Below are 21,070 nucleotides of genomic sequence, written 5' to 3'. Positions count from 1 at the left end.
GTCAGGCGGTCGTGAGAACTGCCACCAGGAAGTCGCTGTCCGGCTGCCAGGGCCTCAGATCCCAGGTGGAGAACGCCAGGACCGGGGTCAGCTCCGCCACCTGCGCGTCGGACAGGAAGTCAGTGAAGTCGTAGCCGCGCCCAGCGCCGAACCCCGTCACCAGGCGGCCCCCAGAGGTCAGGTGGTCCTTGAGGCGGCGCAGGGTGTCGACGCGGGTCGAGGGAGCCAGGAAGCTCATCACATTCCCAGCCGACAAGATGATGTCGAAGTCCGCCTCGATTCCCTGGGACGGCAGGTCGAGTTCCGCCAGGTCGCCGACCAGGAAAGCCGGTCCGGGATGGTCCTCCTGCGCTGCCGCGATCAGGACGGGATCGACGTCCACCCCGACCACCCGGTGGCCGCGCTGATGGAGCCAGCCCGCGTGCCTGCCCGGGCCGCAGCCCGCATCGAGGATCCTGGCCTCGCGCGGCGCCATGGCGTCCACGGTGCGGGCCTCACCGTAGAGGTCATGTCCCGCTGCCTCCATGATCTTGAAGCGCTCGATGTAGCGGTGCGAGTGGTCAGGGTCGGCCGCGATCATGCGTGCCCACTTGCTCGGCTCAGGACTCATGGACGCCCATTGTGCTCGTGGTTCCCCTGGTTGTCGAAGCCAGGCCGATTGAAGGTGCCTGGCCGTGCAACGGAACCTCAGCCGGTGGGTCTGAGGCGCTACTCGTCTTGCTTTGCGTGCTCTGCGGTCATGTCCTTGGACGGGGCTCTCCTGGCCCACCAGTAGCCGCACGCCGACATCACCACGAGCGGCCCCCAGAGCAGCAGCGGCAAATAACACCAGACCATCACGGCCAGTGGCCAGCCGCTTATGGTCCCGCCGTCGGGGCGATGTCCGAAGACGACAGCTGATACCATCGCGACGTTGAAAAGCCAGGTGGCGACCAGACCACCGAGGAGCCCCGCCAGAGTGGGGAGTACGCGGGGAATCCGCCAGCCGAACAGGCGTTCGCCCCAGGGGCGCACCAAACCGATGCTGAGGAATCCAAAGCCGAGCTGCACAATGCTCAGGGCGTAGACGTATAGGTATGCCCCGATGGCACCGGGAGCCAGCTGCTGCTCCCGGAACTCAGAGGTTCCCGGGAGCCATCCCATGATCATCGCCACCCGCCACAGGGCGGAGGGGATCACGGAGAGGAAAGCCGCCCACGCACACAGGATCAGCCAGCTGGGTCGTTGTGGGGGTACGTCCTCAGAAGTCATGCTTCAGTATCGCAAACAATGTCCTGGCCGCTGCCGACGCAGCCGTCTAGCGTGGCTTGCTGACCGGTGATGGGAGCCTCCGGAGGGAGTCGAACCCTCGACCACTCGCTTACAAGGCGAGCGCTCTGGCCGCTGAGCTACGGAGGCGGGTGGGCATCATTGTGCCCTCATACAGGCGAAGTGGCCAAGTCCGTAAGGCTGGTGTCCGCGGCAGAGTCTCTCAGACGCCGGTCGCTGCGACGAAAAGCTGCCCCTCGCCGCGCGCCACGATCGCCTCCTCGGCCCCGATGAAGACCGCCTTCCCGGGTTTCAGAACGACTGGGTCCCCGTCGCCGCTCAGCTCGAATGAGCCGGAGGCGACCAGGCAGATCCGGCCCGAGTCGCTGCGAGGCACCTGCAGAGGACTGCCGTCGGTCGGCTGCAGCAGCCACAGCTCGAACTCCTCGAAGCTCGTCGGGTAGATATAGGTGCCGTCGGAACCGCTGGGGAGCAGCACTTCCGCGGGGGTGGGTGCGAAGCTTACGACGTGGAGGAGCGCGTCGACGTCGATGTGCTTCGCGGTCAGTCCACCGCGCAGCACGTTGTCGGAGTTCGCCATCACCTCTATGCAACAGCCACGCAGGTAGCTGTGCATTACGCCAGGTGCCAGCGCCAGGGCCTGGCCGGGTTCCAGCGAGAAACGGTTCAGCAGCAGGGCGGCGAGGATCCCCGGGTCGGAGGGGAAGTACTCGTCGATCTCGACGGCGGTGCGTGCGAAGAGCCCGAGCTCACCTGGTGCGTCGAGGTGGTTGACGGCGGCGCCCAGCACCTCGTCCACGAGATGACGGCGGTCATCGAGGCTCAGGACGTCGAGGAAAACCTCCTGCAGGGCGGGACTGCCATCACGATCACGCAGGGGACCGATCACGGAGGCCAGGGCATCGCCCACACCCAGGTCCTCGAACAGCTGCGCGGTCCGCACGGGATCGCGGAATCCGACGAGCGCCTCGAAGGAGGTCAGGGCGACGATGGTCTCGGGTTTGGGCCAGTCATCCTTGAAGGAGCGCTCGGGGGCTCCCAGCGGCACTCCCAGCAGCGACTCCCGGGCATGCCCCTCCCGGGCCTGCTGCCTGGTGGGGTGGGCCTGGAGACTGAGAGGGGATGCGGCCGACAGGATCTTCATCAGAAACGGCAGCCGGCGGCCGAAGGTCATCAGGGCGGCCTTGCCCAGCTGGTCCTGTTGCTGCGCCAGGTGCTCCGACAGCGTCGCGCCATCGGGTGTGGGGGAGTCACCCAGGGGATGGGCGCCGTACCACTGCTCTGCCCAGGGCTTCGCATCAGGGGCCTGGCCGATCAGGCTGGGGATGGCGTCCTTGGTGCCCCAGGGGTAGCTCTGGCGTACCCCGATCAGTTCCAGCATCGTTTCCTCCAGATGAACATGTCATGCCGTACCAGTGAACCCGGTCCCACAAGTCTCGTGCAGAACGCGCTGTTTTGCAGGAGATACGCGGAAACCGGTTGACATCCAGTTGCATGACACCAGCAGGGCTTACCTCGCAATCCTCGCGTACCATGGGGCCATGACCGAGGCTTCCCTGGAGACCCCACTCGCCGAGCGTGACGCCGCCATGCTTGATTTCGAGGAACGCTGGTTCACCCTCGACGTCCCCAAGGAACAGGCCATCATGGAGCGCTTCGGCTGCTCCACCACCCGTTACTACCAGCGGCTCAACAACCTGATCGACGACCCGGCCGCCCTCGGATACAAGCCGTTGCTGGTCAAGCGCCTGCGCCGCCAGCGCGCCCAGCGCCAGGCCGCCCGCTCCGCTCGCCGCCTCCACTCCTGAGACGAGGCCGCCACTCACCGGTCACGTGTCCCAGTGTGAGTCGGTGGTGTCCCCTGCCGCGCTGGCTCCCAGCCGATCATCATCTCGAACATCACGCCAGGCTGTCCGGGCAGGTCTGGGGTCCGATGGACGACGCGCCGGATTGGTGTTCTACCCGGAGTGGTCCTTTGCACTCTTGGGGGTTGAGTGCTAAGAATGTAGTTAGCACTCGGGCGCTTCGAGTGCTACCGGTAGGGCTGGTGAGGCCAAGGGCCGTCCGTCGCGGGCACTGTTCCTGCCAACGAAGAAAACAGGATTCCGGGGCCCCGCCCCGGCTGGACGGGAGGACTCCCGAAAACACCATGGCAAAGCTCATCGAATTCAACGAAGAGGCTCGCCGCGGCCTCGAGCGGGGCATGAACACCCTCGCAGACGCGGTCAAAGTAACCCTCGGCCCCAAGGGCCGCAACGTCGTGCTTGAGAAGAAGTGGGGCGCCCCCACCATCACCAATGATGGCGTCTCCATCGCCAAGGAGATCGAGCTCGACGATCCCTACGAGAAGATCGGCGCTGAGCTGGTCAAGGAAGTCGCCAAGAAGACTGACGACGTCGCCGGCGACGGCACCACCACTGCCACCGTCGTGGCCCAGGCGATGGTTCGCGAGGGCCTGCGCAATGTCACCGCCGGTGCCAACCCGATGGCTCTGAAGAAGGGCATCGAGACTGCTGTCGCCGCCATCGCCAAGGAGCTGGCCTCGCTGGCCATCGACGTGGAGACCAAGGAGCAGATCGCTGCCACCGCGTCCATCTCCGCCGCTGATCCCACCGTCGGCGAGATCATCGCCGAGGCCATGGACAAGGTCGGCAAGGAGGGTGTGATCACCGTCGAGGAGTCCAACACCTTCGGGCTGGAACTCGAACTGACCGAGGGTATGCGCTTCGACAAGGGCTACATCTCCCCGTACTTCGTCACCGATGCGGAGCGGATGGAGGCCACCCTCGACGATCCCTATGTCCTGATCGTCAACTCCAAGATCTCCTCCCTCAAGGACCTGCTTCCCGTGCTGGAGAAGGTCATGCAGTCCGGCAAGTCGTTGCTGGTGGTGGCTGAGGACGTCGAGGGCGAGGCTCTCGCCGGCCTGATCGTCAACAAGCTGCGTGGCACCTTCAAGTCCATCGCGGTCAAGGCGCCGGGCTTCGGCGACCGCCGCAAGGCCATGCTGGCTGACATCGCCATCCTCACCGGTGGGCAGGTGATCTCCGAGGAAGTCGGCCTGTCGCTCGACGCCGTCACCCTCGACCTGCTCGGCCGGGCCCGTCAGGTCATCGTCACCAAGGACGAGTGCACCATCGTCGACGGCGGTGGCGAGCAGGAGATGATCGAGGGGCGCGTCGCCCAGATCCGCAAGGAGATCGAGAACTCCGATTCCGAGTATGACCGTGAGAAGCTGCAGGAGCGCCTGGCCAAGCTGGCCGGTGGCGTTGCCGTCATCAAGGTGGGTGCCGCCACCGAGGTCGAGCTCAAAGAGCGTAAGCACCGCATCGAGGATGCCGTCCGCAACGCCAAGGCCGCGGTCGAGGAGGGCATCGTGCCCGGCGGTGGTGTCGCGCTGCTGCAGGCTTCCAAGGCTGCCAAGGTCGAGGGCCTGGATGACGACGAGCTGGTTGGTGCCAGCATCGTGCTGGCTGCGGCGCAGGGTCCGCTGCGTCAGATCGCCACGAACGCCGGTCTTGAGGGCGGCGTCATCGCTGAGAAGGTCGCCGGGCTGCCCAAGGGCCACGGTCTCAATGCCGCCACCGGCGAGTACGTCGACATGGTGGACGCGGGGATCATCGACCCGGCGAAGGTGACCCGGTCGGCACTGCAGAACGCTGCCTCCATCGCGGCGCTGTTCCTGACTACCGAGGCCGTCATCGCCGACAAGCCCGAGAAGGCTCCGGCTGCCGCCGGCGCTCCAGGCATGGACGAGATGGGTGGCATGGGCGGCTTCTGATCGCCAACACCCATACGAGGCGGGATCCCGGTTCGGGATCCCGCCTCTGTGTTTGCTGCCTTGTGTCCCGACGCCCATCCCCGGGCCGGGGCAGCTCCCGGCTCTGTCGCCGTGATTGTCCACTGGAACCTCCAGGCAAGCCCTTTCCTAGCGTTCCCCGGTGGAATAAGGTTTGCCTGACCTCACATGGTGGCCTGGAGGTGCCTGCGGGGTCTGATGACGACTGAATGGGTAACGCTGTGGGCAAGGGTATTGAAGGTGCGGTTCTCAGGACGCTGGGGGCCAGGGAGCATGTCCTGACGGTCACCGGCAGCGAGTATCGCGCAGGGCATTTCATCCGCGTGCATCTGCACTCGGACACACTGCTTGACGCGCGGGGGGAGGCGCCGGGCAACTGGGTGCGCGCCTGGTTCCCGGACCCGGACGGCGGTTCCAGGCAGTTCCAGCGGGGCTACACCCTGGCGGAGGCGGACCCGGTCTTAGGCACCATGGCCATCGACTTCGTCATCCACCATCCCATGGGGCCTGCCGCCTACTGGGCGACGACCTGCGAGCCCGGCGACCAGATTGTCGCCATGCGCTATGGCGAGCAGCCCTTCGCGCCACCCGATCCGCCGCCCGCCGGGTACCTCTTCCTGGGTGACCTGGCGTCGTATCCCGCGATCCACTCTCTGGCAGCCGTGGTTCCGCAGGAGAGCCCTGTGGTCGTCTTCCTGGAGAAGCATGACGACCGGGACCTTGAACTCCCACTGCCGGAAGGACCGAACATCACCGCCCGGTGGGTTGAGGAACTCCCCGACGGCCAAGGCCTGGCGCAGGCGATCTCGGCCAGGGACTGGACGGGCTGGTATGCCTGGGTCACCGCCGAATCCCTGACGACCCGGCGCGCGAAGACGCCGCTCCAGCGTGATTTCGGGCTGAACCGGTCCACGCTCCATGCCCAGGCCTACTGGATCCGTGGCCGTGCCATGGGCAAATCCCGTGTCCTCGAGGAGATCAACGAAGAACACGCCACAGCCAGCGTCCAGGCCACCGAGGACCCGGCGGCCGATGCAGGCGAACAAGCGAAGCCAGCCGAGGGACTCCTATCCCCGGCGAAGCAGGCCCTGATCGCCGGGGGAGTGGCGCAGGCGCTGCTGGCTGTCCTGCAGATTGTTCCCTTCATCCTGTTCGCGGAGGCCGCACGGCTGTTCCTCAAAGGAGCCACGCAGCAGGAGTTCATCACCCTGGGTGTCACAGCCTTGATCGTGATGGGCGCCAGTGCTGTGGGGACGGCGGTCCTGCTGTTCCTGATGCATCTCTACGACAGCCGTTTCGCCGCCGCGGTCAGGCGTCGGCTGATGGCCAAGCTGAACACGCTTCCACTGGGCTGGTTCGGCGACCGAAAAGCCGGCGATGTCAAGAAACTGGTCAGTGACGACGTCGCGGCACTGCACTATCTGGTCACCCACGCGGTCCTGGACCTGGTGGCCGCGATCGTCACGCCAGTGGCCGCCTTGGTCTATCTTTTCGCCGTCCAGTGGCGGCTGGCCTTGGTGCTGCTGATCCCGGTCGTGGCGTTCCTGTTCGTGATGACCCGGATCTCGGCTCGCGACCGGGACAAGACCATGACCTCACAGCGGTACCTGGCTCTGGCCTCCGGGCAGGCGCAGACATTCATGGCCACCCGCGACCAGGCGCGGGTCTTCGGGCCATCGTCGGTGGTGGACCTGCCTGGCACCCTGCGGATGGTCGGCGACTTCGTCGCTACCTGGCAGAGGGACACCGGCATGGCGAAGATCCAGGCGGTGATGATCAATCGCCCGACGACGGTTCTGGGGATCATGGTTCTGGCCGGCTGGCTGTTCATCATGCCGGGCTGGATGAGCGTCGCGGAGTTGATCCCATTCCTGATCCTTGGCACCTCCCTGGGCGGCCAGCTGCTGGGCATTGCGTCAAACATCGGCGCGCTGACGACTGGCCTGGGTGCTCGTGACAGCCTGGAGCTGCTGCTGGGAACCCCTGGCCTGGCGGAACCGGGGAACCGGAGCGTGCCGGCTGGGCATGTGCGTTTCGACAAGGTCCGGTTCAGCTACAACTCCGGCCGGACGGTGCTACCTGGGCTGGATTTGTCATTGGACAGAGGCACGGTCACCGCGCTGGTTGGCCCGTCGGGTGCCGGCAAGTCGACGGTCGCTGCGCTGCTGGCCCGGTTGTGGGATCCACAGCAGGGCTCGGTCAGCATCGACGGCGTGGATGTGCGGGACCTCACCCAGGACGAGCTGTATGCGAAGGTGACGATCCTTCTGCAGGACGTGCAGCTGATCAACGCCAGCGTCCGCGACAACATCGCACTGACCCGGCCGGAGGCGAGCGAAAGCGATATCCGCGCCGCTGCTCAGGCCGCGCACATCGACCAGCTGATCCAACAGCTGCCACAGGGCTACGACACGATCGTCGACTCCTCCCGGCTCTCCGGGGGCGAGCGCCAGCGCATCGGCATCGCCCGCGCGCTGCTGGCAGACACCCCCATCGTTGTGCTGGACGAGGCCACCGCTGCGGCGGATCCCGACTCTGAGTGGGCCATTCTCCAGGGCCTAGAGCGACTGCTGAAGGGACGGACCGTGCTGATGATCGCGCACCGCCTGCACACCATCCGGAAAGCCGATCGTATTGTCGTGCTGGATAACGGTGCCATCGCCGAGTCCGGTACGCATGAGGAGCTACTCGACCGCGAGGGGACGTACGCCGGTCTGTGGCATGCGACCGCCGCGCCGCAGGGGGAGGTCCGCTGATGCTCAGGAACATCCATGCTGTCGCCGGTGGCGGCCGTGTCTTCTGGGAGTACCTGTGCCTCGCCGTGGCCGCGGCCTCGTTGCAGGCCGTGGCCGTGCTGGTGCTCTTCCCGCTCCTTGGTGAGCTCTTCAGCGACCATCCCGCGACAGCGGGGACCTGGGCGCTGGTGTTCCTAGGGATTATCGCCCTGGCGTGGGGCGCTGACATCCTCACCGCCCGGCGGGGCCTGAGGCTCGGCATCGGCGTCATGCGGGCCATCGAGCGGCACGCACCGGAAGCGGTCCTGGCCTGGCCGGCCTCGAAGCTCACCCCCGCCAGGATTGCGGCTCTGCGCAGCCTCATGGCTAACGGGGCAGTTGAGGCCACCTCAGCAGTCATTCTCATGGTGACCCCCATCATCACCGCCACCGTGTTCACCTTCGCGCTTGGGCTGGGGTTGCTGACGATCTCAGTCCCAGTGGCCCTGGTCACCGCCCTGGGCGGGGTGCTTATGCTGCTGGCGCTCTGGGCAAGCACCCGGGTGGAGTCCCGCGCCCAGCGTCAGTACTCCCTGGCCATGGAAAAACTCGACAACAGGCTGTTCGAGTTCGCCTGGGCCCAGCCCTCACTACGCACCGCACGAAGTACCTCTGCTGGGCAGCGACTCGTCGATGACGCCATCACCACCACCCGGGGGCGTGTCCTGAGGCTGCTGCTGTGGCAGATCCCCGGTGAGTTCCTTTTCAGCCTTGTCCTCCAGCTAGTGCTGATCGGTTTCGGGGCCACTGCCTGGCTGGCTTTCAGCGGTAACTCCATCACCGCAGCTGCTGCAGCCACCCTCGTGATCGTCCTGCTGCGAGTGGTCGAACAGGTGACTGTGGTCTCCCGGTCCGTTGGCGGGGTTCTGGCCATCAACCAGACCCTCACCGAGGTCCGGGAGATCATCGAGACCGCACCCGTGACGCCCGCCGCCCCCGCCAGCCAAGCTCCCCACCTCGTCGCCGACGGCTTGCACGTCACCTATCCCGATGGGAGCGCCGGGCTGCAAGATGTCAGCCTCGACCTGCGCCCGGGGACGGTGACGGTCGTGGTGGGCTGCTCTGGGTCGGGCAAGACCACCCTGCTGCGCACCCTCGCCGGCCTGACCCCTGCCACCGCGGGAACCATCAGCCTCGATGGCCACGCCGCCACAGAGGCCGACCTGCTGGGCAACGCGACAGTCGTCTTCCAGCAGACTGCGCTGGGCGATGGCACGATCCGGGAGAACCTCCTGGCGGTGAACCCAGCCCTCGGACAGGCCGGCCTGGAACGCATCGCCGATACCGCCCAGCTCGCACCGGTGCTGCAGCACGCCAGCAATGGCTGGGACACCCCCGTCGGTGAGCTTGGCACCCAGCTCTCCGGTGGTGAGCGCCAGCGGGTGGGGATCGCTCGCGCGCTGGCGAAGCCCGCGCACCTGCTGCTGGTCGATGAGGCGACCTCAGCGTTGGACGCCCACAACGAGCAGGCGATAGTCGAGTCCATCAACCGCATCCGCCACGACTACACAACCGTGCTGGTGAGCCACCGCCCCGCCATGCTGAGGATCGCCGATGCGGTCATCGTCATGGCAGACGGTCGTATTGCCGAGCAGGGCAGCCCGTCGCAGCTGGAGGCATCCGGAGACCAATACGCCCGTCTTCTCAGCGAGTGGCAGGCCGCCAGCACGTGGCATGTCTGATGTCATCTGCCGGCAGCCATGGGCTGCGGCCACCAGCCCTGGCTCCGCCCGCCGGGCGCCGGGATCTTCCTGCGTGGACCGCCTCTGATGGAAACGGCAGACTAGGGGCCATGAGTCTGCTTGAGGTGATCGCGCTGCATGCGGCTGACGCACAGCGTGCTGAGGAAGGTGGTGCCGATCGTGTTGAACTACTCGGCACCATGGACGAGGACGGGCTTTCCCCGGAGCCCGTGACGGTGGCGAAGGTGCGCCGCGTCACGTCCATCCAGATCCGTCCCATGGTGCGGCTGCGTGGTGGCTTCCGCACCGACGGGGGTGAGGTCACCCGTCTCAAGGGGCTGATCTCCGCCTATCTGGATGAGGGGGCAGACGGTGTGGTGCTGGGCTTCCTGAACGGGCATGCTGGCATCGACCTCGAAGTGTGCAATGAGCTCGTCGCCGACGGCGGCTTCGCCTGGACGTTTCACCGGGCCATCGACAACTGCCTGGACTTCGATGACGCCTGGCAGGATCTGGCAACCCTGCCCCGCCTCGACCAGGTGCTCACCGCGGGGTCCGCGCGTGGCGTGGTCCACGGGCTTGATGAACTCCTGGCGCGGGCCCGCTCCCACCCTGGGATCGCCCGGATCATCATGGCCGGCGGAGGACTGAAGCCAGAACATGTTCCGTGGCTGGTCCGGGCAGGGGTGCGGGCATTCCACATCGGCAGCCCCGCTCGTCCCGGAGGCAGCTTCAAGGCGTATGTCGATCCCGGTCTGGTGCGCACCTGGCGGGAGCTGATAGACGAGCAGACAGCGGCCGTCAGGGGAACGGGGTGAGGCTGCGTCCCGTGAGGCAGCGCCGTGGTGCCCGTGTGCTCCTGGTCTGCGGGCCCGAGGTGCTGCTGCTGAACGACTCCGATCCGGGTGTCCCGGGCTTCTCCTGGTGGGTGGTGCCCGGAGGGGGCATCGACGCCGGCGAGCCCGTGAGGGAAGCAGCGGCCCGGGAGATCGCGGAGGAGACAGGGCTGATCCTGGCCCCTGGCGAGCTCACGGGGCCGGTGGCGCGGGGCCGGGTCTGCCACGGCTACACCGACCGGATCCTGGTGCAGGATGAGGTGTTCTTCACGGCGCACGTCAGTCGTTTCGAGCCGAGCACCGCGGGCTGGACCGAATCCGAGCGGCGACGCATGAAGGGTTTCCGCTGGTGGCCGCTCGACTCCCTGCCCAGCAGACTCTGGCCTTCACGCCTGGCTGACATCGCCGCATCGCATCCGGCCCATCCGCTCGATCTGGCGGACCGGGAGGAGTCGACGGTGCCGCTGACAGCGGCCGAGTGGGAACAGGTCAGCGCCGTGCCTGGTTGAACCCGGTGGCCAGGCAGCCGATACCAAGGGCCAGGGTGGCCCATCTGCCCAGGCCTGTCAGCAGGAAATCGCTTTTGGCCAGTACCGCGATCCCCATCAATACCCCTGTAACCAGCGCCGCGGTCCCGATCTGGCGGCCGACCTTGTTGGTGCGCAGCAGCAGTCCGCCTCCTCCCAGCAGTAGCCAGGGCATGGCCATAAACAACGGAGCACCCAGCAGGAAGGCGAACCCGGCGATGAAGAAGAACAGCTGCTGGGCTGCGCTCAGGGGCTGGTCCGCAGTGTTGTGCTGTGGCGGGTAGGGGCCTGGGCCGTTCGGCTGTAGGTCGATGCGGCTGCCCGGATCAGGGGGTGCCATACCGTCGCTGGGGCCTCCGGAAGCGGGCAGGTGCCCGGCAGCTGTGCTCACCGCGAACGGCTGGTGCGGATCACGTGCTCCCACACCTGCTGGAGACGCCGTCAGCAGCGCGGATGCCACATCGAAGGGGGCGGCTGGGTTGCGCCGCTGGGGCTCACGTGCGCCGAGTGCGGCCAGTGGCATCGACTGCGGCATTGGGGCGAAATCGTGCGGGGGAGCGATGGCGCCTGGCGTCAGGGGCTGCCTGACCTCCGCTGCGGGCAGGGGCGCCACCTCGGGAGTCGCGAAACCGTCTGGCCGCTCGATGGGGGCGTAAGCCGCGCCGTCAGTCCAGGTAGCCATGGAGAACAGACTAGCGGGAGGGCGGGGGCTCCCTGGAAACAACGATTCCAGGATCCTGCTCGCGGGCTTTGCGCAGCGCTGTTGAGTGTCCGTGCACCGGTGATGATTGATTGTTCCGGTGGGCTTCCCTGAGCGTGCTGCGCAGTTTTCTTCTGCGTAATGTTCATTTCTGAACTGATAATGAGCAATCTGCCGGTTGTGAGGCGAAGGAGTCCGACGATGGAAGTAATCATCTGCCCCGACGAGCATCAGGTCGGCCGGGTCGCCGCGGAGCGGGTGGTCAGCTGGGTGCAGGGACTCGCGACCCCGGTGCTCGGTCTCGCCACGGGAAGTTCTCCGCTGGCTCTCTACGGCGAATTGGCGCGCCGGGTGGCAGCAGGGGAGGCCGACTTCTCGCATGGCCTTGGGTTCGCCCTCGACGAGTACGTGGGCATCGACCCGGAGAATCCGCTCAGCTACCGGCAGACGATCCGGCGCACAGTCGTGGAGCCATTGCGCATGGAGCCCAGCCGGGTGCGGGTCCCCGACGGTGCCGCCCCCGACCTCGCAGCCGCCGCCCACGAATACGACCAGGCGATCAGGGCAGCCGGTGGCGTCGACGTGCAGGTGCTGGGCATCGGCAGCAACGGCCACATCGGGTTCAATGAGCCCACCTCGTCGTTCGGGTCTCGCACGCGCGTCAAGACCCTCACGCAGCAGACTCGCGCCGACAACGCACGGTTCTTCGCCGCGGGGGAGCAGGTCCCCACGCACTGCGTGACGCAGGGGCTGGGGACCATCATGGAGGCCCGTCATGTCGTCATGGTGGTGACAGGTAGTCATAAGGCCGATGCCGTCGCTGCCATGGTCGAGGGCCCTGTGGCAGCGGTGTGCCCCGGGTCCATCCTCCAGTTCCATCCCAGCGTCCTGGTGGTGACCGATGAGGCTGCTGCCGCCGGCCTGAAGCACGCGGATTACTTCCGGTATGTCGCTGACAACCTGATCTGATCCGGTGCCTTCAGGGTTCACCTCCTCAGGTTTCCCCCGGCCCTAGGGCGAGATAGACTTGCCTGCCAGTCACAACCACGAGGGAGAACCTGTCATGCCCACCGGAAGAGTGCGTTTCTTCGATGCCGACAAGGGTTTCGGGTTCATCACGAAAGACGGTGGAGGCGACGTGTTCGTCGGCTCCGGCGTTCTCCCCAAGGGCATGACTGCCCTGAAGCCGGGCCAGAAGGTGGAGTTCGGGGTGATCGACGGGCGCCGCGGCGAGCAGGCTCTGTCGGTGCGCCTGGTCGAGGCACCCCCGTCACTCTCCAAGGCCTCGCGGAAGAAGGCCCAGGACATGGCCGTGATCGTCGAGGATCTGATCAAGATGCTCGACGCCCTGGGCAACGGCTACCGGCACGGCCGCTACCCCGACGACCGGCATGGCGCGAAGATTGCGGCTGTGCTGCGTCGTGTCGCCGATGAGCTGGAGCTGTGAAAGTGGCCGCGGTCAAACTTGACTCCATAGCCGCTGCCGCAGTCGATATGGCCCGCGCCGCCGCGATCGACTCTGGGGGCGAGGGTGCGGTCGGCACGCACCTGGGAGTGAGCGCTGAGGCTGAGCGGGTCGTTACCCACTCTTTCGCCTGCCTGCTGACGGGATACCCAGACTGGTACTGGGCGGTGACCCTGGTGCGTGCCTCGCGGGCGCGGGTGGCCACCGTAAACGAGGTCGTGCTGCTGCCCCGCACAGACGCCCTGCTGGCGCCCGCCTGGGTGCCCTGGGAGCAGCGTATCCAGCCTGGTGACATTAGCCCTGGGATGTTGATGCCCACCCCGGACAACGACCCTCGTCTCGAACCCGGTTTCGCAGCCACCGACCTGCCTGCCGACGCCGACCCCGCCGAGTGGACGCAGCTTCGCAGCACCGTCGCCGAGCTCGGCCTCGGGCGGGAGCGAGTGCTCTCGGCGGCTGGCCGTGACGCCGCTGCGGAGCGATGGCTCTCGGGTGCGCCGGGAAACGGCGACGACTCCAGCCGTCATGCGCCCGCCACCTGCGGGTCCTGTGGCTACTTCGTGCCGCTGCGCGGCTCTCTCGGCACCCTGTTCGGGGCTTGCGCCAACGAGTATTCCCCCTCGGATGCGCGGGTCGTCAGTCTTGAGCACGGCTGTGGCGGGCATTCCGATGTGGTGGCCGCTGAACGTCCGCGGGAGCTGCCTGCGCCGGTGTTCGACACCATCGGCATCGATGAACATCTCTTTAGCTGACACTGAGTGGGGTTATCGTCACCGGGGGCTCCCGAGGCTATGATCCGGATACGTGGTCATGAAATCCCCGAAAGCCGCCCGGCGACCTGAGAGTCTCGGTGCTCTCGCTGGCGCCCCCTGGACCGAGCGTTATTTCCGTATCTCCAAACATGGCTCGTCTGTCGGGCAGGAGGTGCGCGGTGGCCTGGTGACATTCTTCGCGATGGCATACATCATCGCGCTGAACCCGCTCATCATTGGCACCACCACCGACATCAACGGCAACCTGATCTCCGGGGCCCCCAAGTTCTTGGAAGGCCCTGCTGGTGCCGCTCCCGTGATTGATGCCGCCGCAGTCGGCGCCTCCATCGGGATGGTGGCAGCCGCCACCGCCTTCATAGCGGGCATCATGACCATCCTCATGGGCATGGTCGGACGTTTCCCCATGGGGCTTGCTACCGGCCTCGGCCTGAACGCGCTGGTCGCCTACACCCTCGCCCCGAAAATGACCTGGCCGCAGGCTATGGGACTCGTGGTCTGGGAGGGCATCCTGATCGCGATCCTCGTGCTCACCGGTTTCCGCACCGCCGTGTTTAAGGCTGTGCCGAAGACTCTGCGTACCGCCATCTCCGTCGGCATCGGTCTGTTCATCGCGTTTGTCGGTCTCATCAACGCCGGGGTGGTGCGCAAGCCCGCGGGTTCCCCGCCGGTCGAGCTCGGCATCGGGGGGTCGTTGACGGGTTGGCCCATTCTCGTCTTCATCGTCGGGCTGGGCTTGCTCATCGTGCTCCACGTGCTGAAGGTCAAGGGCGCGATGCTGATCTCCATCGTCTCTGCGACGGTCCTTGCAATCATCGTCGAAGCGGTCGCCCACGTCGGTGCACATGTCGGGACGGAGAACCCCACGGGGTGGGCGTTGAACGTGCCCTCGCTGGCGAACTTCTCCCTGCCGGATCTCGGCCTGCTGTTCCGTGTGGATCTGTTCGGGGCCTTCTATCCCGACGGCCAGTTCAGCTTCCCCACCTTCCTAGGGCTGATGGTGCTGGTGTTCTCGCTGCTGCTGGCAGACTTCTTCGACACGATGGGCACCGTCGTGGCCGTCGGCTCCGAGGGGAAGCTCCTGGACGCTGACGGGATGCCCGAGCGTGTCACTGAGATCCTGCTGGTCGATTCGCTCGGCGCGGTCGCTGGTGGTATCGGCTCCGTCTCCTCCACCACCTGCTATGTGGAGTCGACGGCGGGTGTTGGGGAAGGGGCGCGCACCGGGCTGGCCTCCGTCGTCACCGGCCTTGCCTTCCTGGCCGCAGTCTTCCTGTCGCCGATCATCAACATGGTGCCCTCCGAGGCAGCCTCGCCGGTGCTGGTCTTCGTCGGCTTCCTGATGATCGCCCAGGTGGTGGATGTCAACTGGAACGATCCCGAGGTGGGTATCCCAGCGTTCCTGACCATCATTCTGATGCCGTTCTCGTATTCCATCACCGTCGGCATTGGCGTCGGCTTCCTCGCCCATGTATTCATCAAGGTGATCCGTGGGCATGCGAAGCGGGTGCACTCGCTGATGTATGTGGTCGCGCTGTTGTTCATCATCTATTTCTTGCAGGGACCGCTCTTGGCTCTCGTCGGCTGAATCGGTCTTCTCTGATTTCTTGGGGCATGGCGTGAAGTATTGTGTCCATCTGCCAAGGCTGGGGTGTCATCCCTTTGGCCTTATGGGCTCAGAAATGTAAGAAAGCCTATTGGTTTGCCAGGGAAACTCAGGTAGCGTTAAGACGTAGTTGGTTGAATGTTCATCCATCCGCTGGTCAAGGAGCCGGCGATGAGAAAGGAATAATCATGAAGTCAGCCAAGTTTGCCGGCCTTGCGTCTTTCATCGCAGGGGTTCTCATGATCGTATCCGGAGCATTCGCGTGGGGGCTCACCTCCACTCAGCTCGCCTCTGAGAACATCACCGTGGCCAACGACGCCCCGGCCTTCGGAGGGTCGAAGGTGGCGGGCCCCCTGACCGCTTTCTACCAGGCTGAGGCCGTGAAGAAGCACACCATGGCCGCGAGCGAAGGCCTGACCTATGCCGAGCTGGGCACCAAGGTGGAGGAGGCCAAGGCCTCAGGTGACACCGCTACCGCTGAGAAGCTCCAGACGGCCCGCAACATGGTCGAGACTGGCAACTTCGTGCGTTCCTCCCTGTTCACCTCCGTCATGGCGTTCGGAGTGTCTGCCCTCGTGATGGGAGCCGGACTGCTCTTCAGCCTCCTCGGCTGGGGCGTGTACCGGATGTCTGTCGTCCGCGCCCAGGAAATCGAGGCGGCTCAGCAGGACTGAGACTGGCGCGAAAGGACCACACAGGCGGGCTCAGCCTTGCCCTTAGCGGGGGAGGCTGAGCCCGCCTCATGCCCAGGTTCTGCCGGCCCCGGCGGTGGGTCTTGAGAGATGCCACTAGTCTTGGCGCATGTTTGAGAAGGTCCTTGTCGCAAACCGTGGTGAGATCGCAGTCCGCGGTGTCCGTGCCGCCTTCGAGCTGGGCTGCAAGACCGTCTCCATCTTCCCTTACGAAGACCGCAACGCGGATCACCGGATCAAGGCCTCCGAGTCCTACCAGATTGGGGAGCAGGGGCATCCGGTCAAGGCCTACCTGGACATCAGCGAGATCATTCGCGTCGCGAAGGAATCCGGGGCCGACGCGGTCTACCCCGGGTACGGCTTCCTGTCCGAGAATCCAGACCTCGCCTCCGCCTGCGCCGCCAACGGGATCACCTTCGTCGGCCCCTCCGCCGACGTGCTGGAGCTGGCCGGCAACAAGGTCCGGGCCCTTGAGCAGGCACGCAAGGCCGGAGTCCCGACCCTCAAATCGACACCACCGTCGACCGACCCTGCCGAGCTGATCGCGGGCGCCGAGGAGATCGGCTTCCCGGTGTTCATCAAAGCGGTCGCGGGCGGTGGCGGCCGCGGCATGCGACGCGTCGACGACCCGGCCCGGTTCTCCGACGAGCTGGGTGCCGCCATGCGAGAGGCGCAGGGTGCCTTCGGCGATCCGACGGTCTTCGTGGAACAAGCGGTCGCTGCACCCCGTCACATCGAGGTGCAGATCCTCGCCGACCACGAGGGCAACGTGGTGCACCTGTTCGAGCGCGACTGTTCCATCCAGCGCCGTCACCAGAAGGTGGTGGAGATCGCGCCGGCGCCACACATCAGCGACGAGCTGCGGGCCGCGCTGACCACGGACGTCGTGAAGTTCGCCAAGGCCATCAACTACACCTGCGCCGGCACCGTCGAGTTCCTCGTTGAGACATCGGGTCCGCGGGCAGGAAGTCACGTCTTCATCGAGATGAACCCGCGCATCCAGGTGGAGCACACCGTCACCGAGGAGATCACCGACGTCGACCTGGTGCAGGCGCAGCTGAGGATCGCCGCTGGGGAGACCCTGGAGGAGATCGGGATCCGGCAGGACGAGCTGCACATCCGCGGCGCCGCCCTGCAGTGCCGCATCACGACGGAGGACCCGGCCAACTCGTTCCGCCCCGACACCGGGGTGATCCAGGCCTACCGCTCCGCCTCCGGCGCGGGTATCCGCCTGGACGGTGGCACCACCGGGACCGGTGTTGAGATCAGCCCCCACTTCGACTCGCTGCTGGTCAAGCTCACCGCACGCGGCCGCAACCTCCACGACGCGGTGGTCAGGGCCAAGCGTGCCTTGGCAGAGTTCCGTGTCCGTGGCATCGCGACGAATATCTCATTCCTGCGAGCCGTCCTGGAGGACCCAGACTTTGAGCAGGGCGTGGTCACCACGTCGTTCATCGACGAGCGACCCCACCTGCTGACGGGCCGCGTCCCGGCCGACCGGGGTACCAAGCTGGCACGGTTCCTCGCCGGCGTCACCGTCAACCAGCCGAACGGCCCTGCCCCCACCACCCTGGAACCTGCCGCAAAACTGCCCGCGAGGCTGCCGGCAGGCGAGATCCCAGACGGTGCCCGGCAACGGTTGCTCGCTCTCGGCCCGGCCGGGTTCGCCAGGTCCCTGCGCGAGCAGCAGGCGGTGGGAGTGACCGACACCACATTCCGCGACGCCCACCAGTCGCTGTTGGCGACGCGCGTGCGCACCCGGGACCTGGTGGCGGTGGCCCCTTGGCAGGCGCGGCTGCTGCCCGGCCTGTTTTCCGTCGAGTGCTGGGGTGGCGCCACCTACGATGTCGCGCTGCGGTTCCTCGGCGAGGACCCATGGGAGCGGCTCGCGAAGCTCCGGGCCGCGATGCCGAACCAGAATCTGCAGATGCTGCTGCGCGGCCGCAACACCGTCGGCTACACCCCCTACCCGACGGAGGTGACCCGGGCTTTCGTCTCGGAGGCGGCCGAGACCGGGGTGGACATCTTCCGCATCTTCGATGCCCTGAACGACGTGGAGCAGATGCGTCCCGCCATCGATGCCGTCGTCAACGAGACCGCGGCGGTGGCGGAGGTCGCGCTCTGCTATACCGCGAACCTGCTGGATCCTGCCGAGAGGACCTACACCCTCGACCACTATCTGCGGCTCGCGGAGCGGATCGTCGCCGCCGGCGCCCACATCTTGGCCATCAAGGACATGGCAGGGTTGCTGCGGCCGGCCGCAGCAACCCGCCTGGTGACAGCCCTCCGGGAACGTTTCGACCTTCCGGTGCACCTCCACACCCACGACACCACAGGCGGGCAGCTCGCCACCCTGATGGCGGCGATCGATGCCGGGGTGGATGCGGTGGATGCCGCGAACTCGGCAATGTCCTCCACCACGTCGCAGCCGCCCATGTCGGCACTGCTGATGGCCCTTGACGGCACTGGTCGGGCTCCGGACATTGACCCGCAGGCGGTGCTGGACCTGGAACCGTACTGGGAGGCGGTCCGCAGGCTCTACCAGCCATTCGAGTCGGGGCTGCCCGCCCCCACGGGGCGCGTCTACAGCCACGAGATCCCCGGCGGTCAGCTGTCCAACCTGCGGCAGCAGGCCATCGCGCTCGGGCTGGGAGACAAGTTCGAGGCCATCGAGGCGATGTACGCTGCCGCCGACAAAATCCTGGGGCGTCCAACGAAGGTGACGCCGTCCTCGAAGGTGGTCGGCGACCTGGCGCTGCACCTGGTTGCTGTCGGTGCTGATCCGGAGGAGTTCGCGGCCGACCCGCGCGGCTTCGACATCCCCGACTCGGTGATTGGTTTCCTCAACGGTGAGCTGGGCGAGCCAGCGGGCGGCTGGCCGGAACCGTTCCGCACCCGGGCTCTGGAGGGGCGCCGCAAGCCGCCCCGCATCACCGAGGTGGCAGCTGAGGACCTCGCCTTGCTGGAGAAGCCCGGCGTGGAGCGGCAGCAGACCCTCAATCGGCTGCTGTTCCCCGGCCCGACCCGCGACTTCCAGCAGGGGCGCGACGAGTTCGGCGACGTCTCCGTGCTGCCGACCGTGCCCTACCTATACGGGATGGAACCCGGTCACGAGTACCACGTCCCGCTGGAGAAGGGCGTCACTCTGCTGCTCGGCCTGGAGGCCATCGGCGCTCCCGACAAGTGGGCGATGCGCACCGTCATGACGCTCCTCAACGGGCAGTTGCGGCGGATACGGGTACGCGACGAGTCCCTGGAGTCGGAGGTGGTCTCCGCGGAGAGAGCCGATCCCGGCAACCGCGGGCACGTCGCCGCCCCCTTCGCGGGAGCGGTGACGGTGACCGTCGCGGAGGGAGACGAGGTCGCAGCCGGCGATCAAGTGGCCACCATCGAAGCCATGAAAATGGAGGCCGCCATCAACGCCCCCATCACGGGCGTGGTCAAGCGCGTGGTCCTGGGTGGTACCACGCAGCTAGACGGCGGCGACCTGGTGACCGTGATCGAGTAGGCGACTCCTCGGTCTCCGGATCATATTGTGTGCTGGGCAGGCTGATCACCCTGACGGCAGGTCAGTCACAGTGTGGTGTGCGCTGACCTATGGCCCTTCCTCGGCGGGGCCATGCTGGACTGTGCTAGGGAAACGCCGGTCTGACAGGCCATAATGAATTATCCAGCATATTTCCTGGATTTCTTCCGGGAAAATGTCTAGAGTCTGGCGATGAGAACTTCTGCTGAAAACGGTTGTTGAGTGTTTCCATGGCCAGAATAAAAGAGCCGCCGAAGTGGTGTCTCGTGTGGATGGGCGATGGAGTCAGGGCAGCGTATAGGCGCTGCGAGAGGTGCTATCCCAAGCCAGGGTCTCCGAGAGAGACGCAGAAGAACTTTGGAAGGAACCTAAATGGAGAAAAATAATGGAACAGTGGTTCGGTTAGGGTGCTGGCTCGGGTTGACGGGTTCTTATACGCCTCGCCCTGGGGAAACCAGGCCCTTGTGGTACAAAATTCCCAAGCGCAAGTATCTGGCCATCTCCATTCCACTCTATTCTGCTGCACTGGTGCTATTCTTTGTTCTGCTGTATACAGGAGTCTACTGGAGTCATGCCGCGTTGGTGTCAGCATTGTTCTTTGCCGTAGTAATGCTCGCTGCTGAGCGCAGCACCATAAAATATCAGGAAGAGAATCCCGGCTCCGAGAAGAAGTGATAGTCAGGTGGTTTAGGGTGGCTGATTTTGGTGTTGCGAATAATTGTCGCTGGTGCAATGAGGTTTATTCACAGCCGCAACCAACCTGCTCTGACAAGAAGTTTCGCTGTTTGTTGGCCGCCTCATGAATAAGCTTCAATGATTCTGGCGATAGCGAGCGATGACACCGGGGTTCCACCCCTGGGTGTTGGCTGGTCAAGCCAGTTAATACCACAAAATTCATCATCAGGAGGATTGAGATAGCCGAGGCACTTTCCTGCATGGCTGGAGTGATCTAGGAATATATTAGATTCTCTAGGATTTTCTCGGAACAAGGTACTAGGCTCTGGTGGGCTGGTAGCCTTCGTCGATACTGGCATTTCGCGCGATGTGTTTGTCGCGGCGCGATCAAGTGAATAGTCAGGATCGGTTTTGCTGATTTCGGTGTTTATCTCTGAGAAAAATGGGGTTTGGGGCTGACGTGTTCGTCAGCCCCAAACCCCATTCGTCGATCTGCCTTTAGTGTTGTAGCTATCAAACCATAGGAAGACAGCTCGTATTTCTAGCTCCCACAAAGACAGTCCCACGCCCACGGTGGGCCTGTTGGCGTACCCGTAGCCGATGGTCGGTACTTGTGCTGCTACCTGGAAGTTCTTCACGGCTTGGATGGTCTGCTCGCCGTAGACCCCGTCGACGTCCTCGTACGTCATGATTGCGAAGAACGCCAGGGTCATCTGGATGTCCTGGGTGCTCATTTCGTCGGCTTGGGC

Annotated in this window: 18 protein-coding genes and 1 tRNA gene; 13 read left to right on the top strand and 6 right to left on the bottom strand. The window is 65.5% G+C overall.

Annotation, left to right across the window (positions count from 1 at the left end):
* Nucleotide 1: 1 nt before the first annotated feature.
* The 4 genes from SK1NUM_RS11205 to manA all read right to left on the bottom strand — a co-directional run bounded on the left by SK1NUM_RS11205 (nt 2) and on the right by manA (nt 2,650).
* A complete protein-coding gene (locus SK1NUM_RS11205) occupies nt 2-610 on the bottom strand; it encodes a class I SAM-dependent methyltransferase (RefSeq protein WP_212322014.1) in 609 nt (202 codons plus the stop codon).
* A gap of 98 nt (nt 611-708) precedes the next feature.
* On the bottom strand, nt 709-1,251 hold the full coding sequence (locus SK1NUM_RS11200) for a hypothetical protein (protein ID WP_212322013.1): 543 nt from the start codon (nt 1,249-1,251) through the stop codon (nt 709-711).
* A gap of 74 nt (nt 1,252-1,325) precedes the next feature.
* Nucleotides 1,326-1,398 (bottom strand) — tRNA-Thr (locus tag SK1NUM_RS11195).
* Nucleotides 1,399-1,471: 73 nt separating this feature from the next.
* Nucleotides 1,472-2,650 (bottom strand): mannose-6-phosphate isomerase, class I, encoded by a 1,179-nt coding sequence (gene manA / locus SK1NUM_RS11190; RefSeq protein WP_212322011.1) that lies wholly within the window; start codon nt 2,648-2,650, stop codon nt 1,472-1,474.
* Between the two features lie 160 nt (nt 2,651-2,810).
* Between manA and SK1NUM_RS11185 the strand changes: the two genes are divergently transcribed.
* The 6 genes from SK1NUM_RS11185 to SK1NUM_RS11160 all read left to right on the top strand — a co-directional run bounded on the left by SK1NUM_RS11185 (nt 2,811) and on the right by SK1NUM_RS11160 (nt 10,869).
* Nucleotides 2,811-3,077: a DUF3263 domain-containing protein gene (locus SK1NUM_RS11185; RefSeq protein ID WP_212322009.1), complete on the top strand. Its 267-nt coding sequence runs from the start codon at nt 2,811-2,813 to the stop codon at nt 3,075-3,077.
* Nucleotides 3,078-3,418: 341 nt separating this feature from the next.
* Entirely contained in the window at nt 3,419-5,050 is a 1,632-nt protein-coding gene (gene groL / locus SK1NUM_RS11180) for a chaperonin GroEL (protein ID WP_212322008.1), read from the top strand.
* A gap of 227 nt (nt 5,051-5,277) precedes the next feature.
* The gene (locus tag SK1NUM_RS11175) at nt 5,278-7,824 is read left to right on the top strand and encodes an ABC transporter ATP-binding protein/permease (protein ID WP_212322007.1); all 2,547 of its coding nucleotides are present in this window, start codon (nt 5,278-5,280) and stop codon (nt 7,822-7,824) included.
* On the top strand, nt 7,824-9,524 hold the full coding sequence (locus SK1NUM_RS11170) for an ABC transporter ATP-binding protein (protein WP_212322006.1): 1,701 nt from the start codon (nt 7,824-7,826) through the stop codon (nt 9,522-9,524). Before SK1NUM_RS11175 ends, SK1NUM_RS11170 begins: the two co-directional genes overlap by 1 nt.
* Nucleotides 9,525-9,634: 110 nt before the next feature.
* Nucleotides 9,635-10,342 carry a copper homeostasis protein CutC gene (locus SK1NUM_RS11165; RefSeq protein WP_212322005.1) on the top strand — a complete coding sequence of 236 codons (708 nt, stop codon included), beginning with the start codon at nt 9,635-9,637 and terminating at the stop codon, nt 10,340-10,342.
* Nucleotides 10,343-10,353: 11 nt separating this feature from the next.
* Nucleotides 10,354-10,869 (top strand): NUDIX hydrolase, encoded by a 516-nt coding sequence (locus SK1NUM_RS11160; RefSeq protein ID WP_223927534.1) that lies wholly within the window; start codon nt 10,354-10,356, stop codon nt 10,867-10,869.
* On the opposite strand, the gene SK1NUM_RS11155 is transcribed toward SK1NUM_RS11160, so the two are convergent.
* Nucleotides 10,850-11,569, bottom strand: a complete 720-nt coding sequence (locus SK1NUM_RS11155) for a hypothetical protein (RefSeq protein WP_212322003.1) — start codon at nt 11,567-11,569, stop codon at nt 10,850-10,852. The two genes, SK1NUM_RS11160 and SK1NUM_RS11155, sit on opposite strands and share 20 nt — an antisense overlap.
* A gap of 219 nt (nt 11,570-11,788) precedes the next feature.
* Here SK1NUM_RS11155 and nagB point away from each other — a divergent pair, with 219 nt between their 5' ends.
* The 7 genes from nagB to SK1NUM_RS11120 all read left to right on the top strand — a co-directional run bounded on the left by nagB (nt 11,789) and on the right by SK1NUM_RS11120 (nt 20,321).
* Nucleotides 11,789-12,556 (top strand): glucosamine-6-phosphate deaminase, encoded by a 768-nt coding sequence (nagB, locus tag SK1NUM_RS11150; protein WP_212322002.1) that lies wholly within the window; start codon nt 11,789-11,791, stop codon nt 12,554-12,556.
* 94 nt (nt 12,557-12,650) lie between these two features.
* Nucleotides 12,651-13,034, top strand: a complete 384-nt coding sequence (locus SK1NUM_RS11145; protein ID WP_212322000.1) for a cold-shock protein — start codon at nt 12,651-12,653, stop codon at nt 13,032-13,034.
* A 47-nt stretch (nt 13,035-13,081) separates the two neighbouring features.
* Nucleotides 13,082-13,804 (top strand): DUF3027 domain-containing protein, encoded by a 723-nt coding sequence (locus tag SK1NUM_RS11140; RefSeq protein ID WP_223927993.1) that lies wholly within the window; start codon nt 13,082-13,084, stop codon nt 13,802-13,804.
* 58 nt (nt 13,805-13,862) lie between these two features.
* Nucleotides 13,863-15,410, top strand: a complete 1,548-nt coding sequence (locus SK1NUM_RS11135) for an NCS2 family permease (RefSeq protein ID WP_212321997.1) — start codon at nt 13,863-13,865, stop codon at nt 15,408-15,410.
* A 206-nt stretch (nt 15,411-15,616) separates the two neighbouring features.
* Entirely contained in the window at nt 15,617-16,102 is a 486-nt protein-coding gene (locus SK1NUM_RS11130; protein WP_212321995.1) for a hypothetical protein, read from the top strand.
* A 127-nt stretch (nt 16,103-16,229) separates the two neighbouring features.
* Nucleotides 16,230-19,628, top strand: a complete 3,399-nt coding sequence (locus tag SK1NUM_RS11125) for a pyruvate carboxylase (RefSeq protein ID WP_212321993.1) — start codon at nt 16,230-16,232, stop codon at nt 19,626-19,628.
* 390 nt (nt 19,629-20,018) lie between these two features.
* On the top strand, nt 20,019-20,321 hold the full coding sequence (locus SK1NUM_RS11120; protein ID WP_212321991.1) for a hypothetical protein: 303 nt from the start codon (nt 20,019-20,021) through the stop codon (nt 20,319-20,321).
* Nucleotides 20,322-20,788: 467 nt separating this feature from the next.
* On the opposite strand, the gene SK1NUM_RS11115 is transcribed toward SK1NUM_RS11120, so the two are convergent.
* Nucleotides 20,789-21,055, bottom strand: coding sequence for a peptidoglycan-binding domain-containing protein (locus SK1NUM_RS11115; RefSeq protein ID WP_212321989.1), 267 nt, complete (start codon nt 21,053-21,055; stop codon nt 20,789-20,791).
* Nucleotides 21,056-21,070: the final 15 nt, after the last annotated feature.

The organism is Arachnia rubra (assembly GCF_019973735.1).
In the GTDB taxonomy this organism is placed as follows: Bacteria; Actinomycetota; Actinomycetes; order Propionibacteriales; family Propionibacteriaceae; genus Arachnia; species Arachnia rubra.
The sequence above is the reverse complement of the archived record's forward strand: the minus strand, read 5'-3'. Positions and strand labels throughout refer to the sequence as shown.

Coding starts and splice junctions, on each gene's coding strand:
- SK1NUM_RS11185 (WP_212322009.1), top strand. CDS start 2,811: ATGACCGAGGCTTCCCTGGAGACCCCACTCGCCGAGCGTGACGCCGCC.
- SK1NUM_RS11205 (WP_212322014.1), bottom strand. CDS start 610: ATGAGTCCTGAGCCGAGCAAGTGGGCACGCATGATCGCGGCCGACCCT.
- SK1NUM_RS11120 (WP_212321991.1), top strand. CDS start 20,019: ATGGAGAAAAATAATGGAACAGTGGTTCGGTTAGGGTGCTGGCTCGGG.
- manA (WP_212322011.1), bottom strand. CDS start 2,650: ATGCTGGAACTGATCGGGGTACGCCAGAGCTACCCCTGGGGCACCAAG.
- SK1NUM_RS11200 (WP_212322013.1), bottom strand. CDS start 1,251: ATGACTTCTGAGGACGTACCCCCACAACGACCCAGCTGGCTGATCCTG.
- nagB (WP_212322002.1), top strand. CDS start 11,789: ATGGAAGTAATCATCTGCCCCGACGAGCATCAGGTCGGCCGGGTCGCC.
- SK1NUM_RS11125 (WP_212321993.1), top strand. CDS start 16,230: ATGTTTGAGAAGGTCCTTGTCGCAAACCGTGGTGAGATCGCAGTCCGC.
- SK1NUM_RS11165 (WP_212322005.1), top strand. CDS start 9,635: ATGAGTCTGCTTGAGGTGATCGCGCTGCATGCGGCTGACGCACAGCGT.
- groL (WP_212322008.1), top strand. CDS start 3,419: ATGGCAAAGCTCATCGAATTCAACGAAGAGGCTCGCCGCGGCCTCGAG.
- SK1NUM_RS11145 (WP_212322000.1), top strand. CDS start 12,651: ATGCCCACCGGAAGAGTGCGTTTCTTCGATGCCGACAAGGGTTTCGGG.
- SK1NUM_RS11155 (WP_212322003.1), bottom strand. CDS start 11,569: ATGGCTACCTGGACTGACGGCGCGGCTTACGCCCCCATCGAGCGGCCA.
- SK1NUM_RS11175 (WP_212322007.1), top strand. CDS start 5,278: ATGGGTAACGCTGTGGGCAAGGGTATTGAAGGTGCGGTTCTCAGGACG.
- SK1NUM_RS11115 (WP_212321989.1), bottom strand. CDS start 21,055: ATGAGCACCCAGGACATCCAGATGACCCTGGCGTTCTTCGCAATCATG.
- SK1NUM_RS11140 (WP_223927993.1), top strand. CDS start 13,082: ATGGCCCGCGCCGCCGCGATCGACTCTGGGGGCGAGGGTGCGGTCGGC.
- SK1NUM_RS11130 (WP_212321995.1), top strand. CDS start 15,617: ATGAAGTCAGCCAAGTTTGCCGGCCTTGCGTCTTTCATCGCAGGGGTT.
- SK1NUM_RS11170 (WP_212322006.1), top strand. CDS start 7,824: ATGCTCAGGAACATCCATGCTGTCGCCGGTGGCGGCCGTGTCTTCTGG.
- SK1NUM_RS11135 (WP_212321997.1), top strand. CDS start 13,863: ATGAAATCCCCGAAAGCCGCCCGGCGACCTGAGAGTCTCGGTGCTCTC.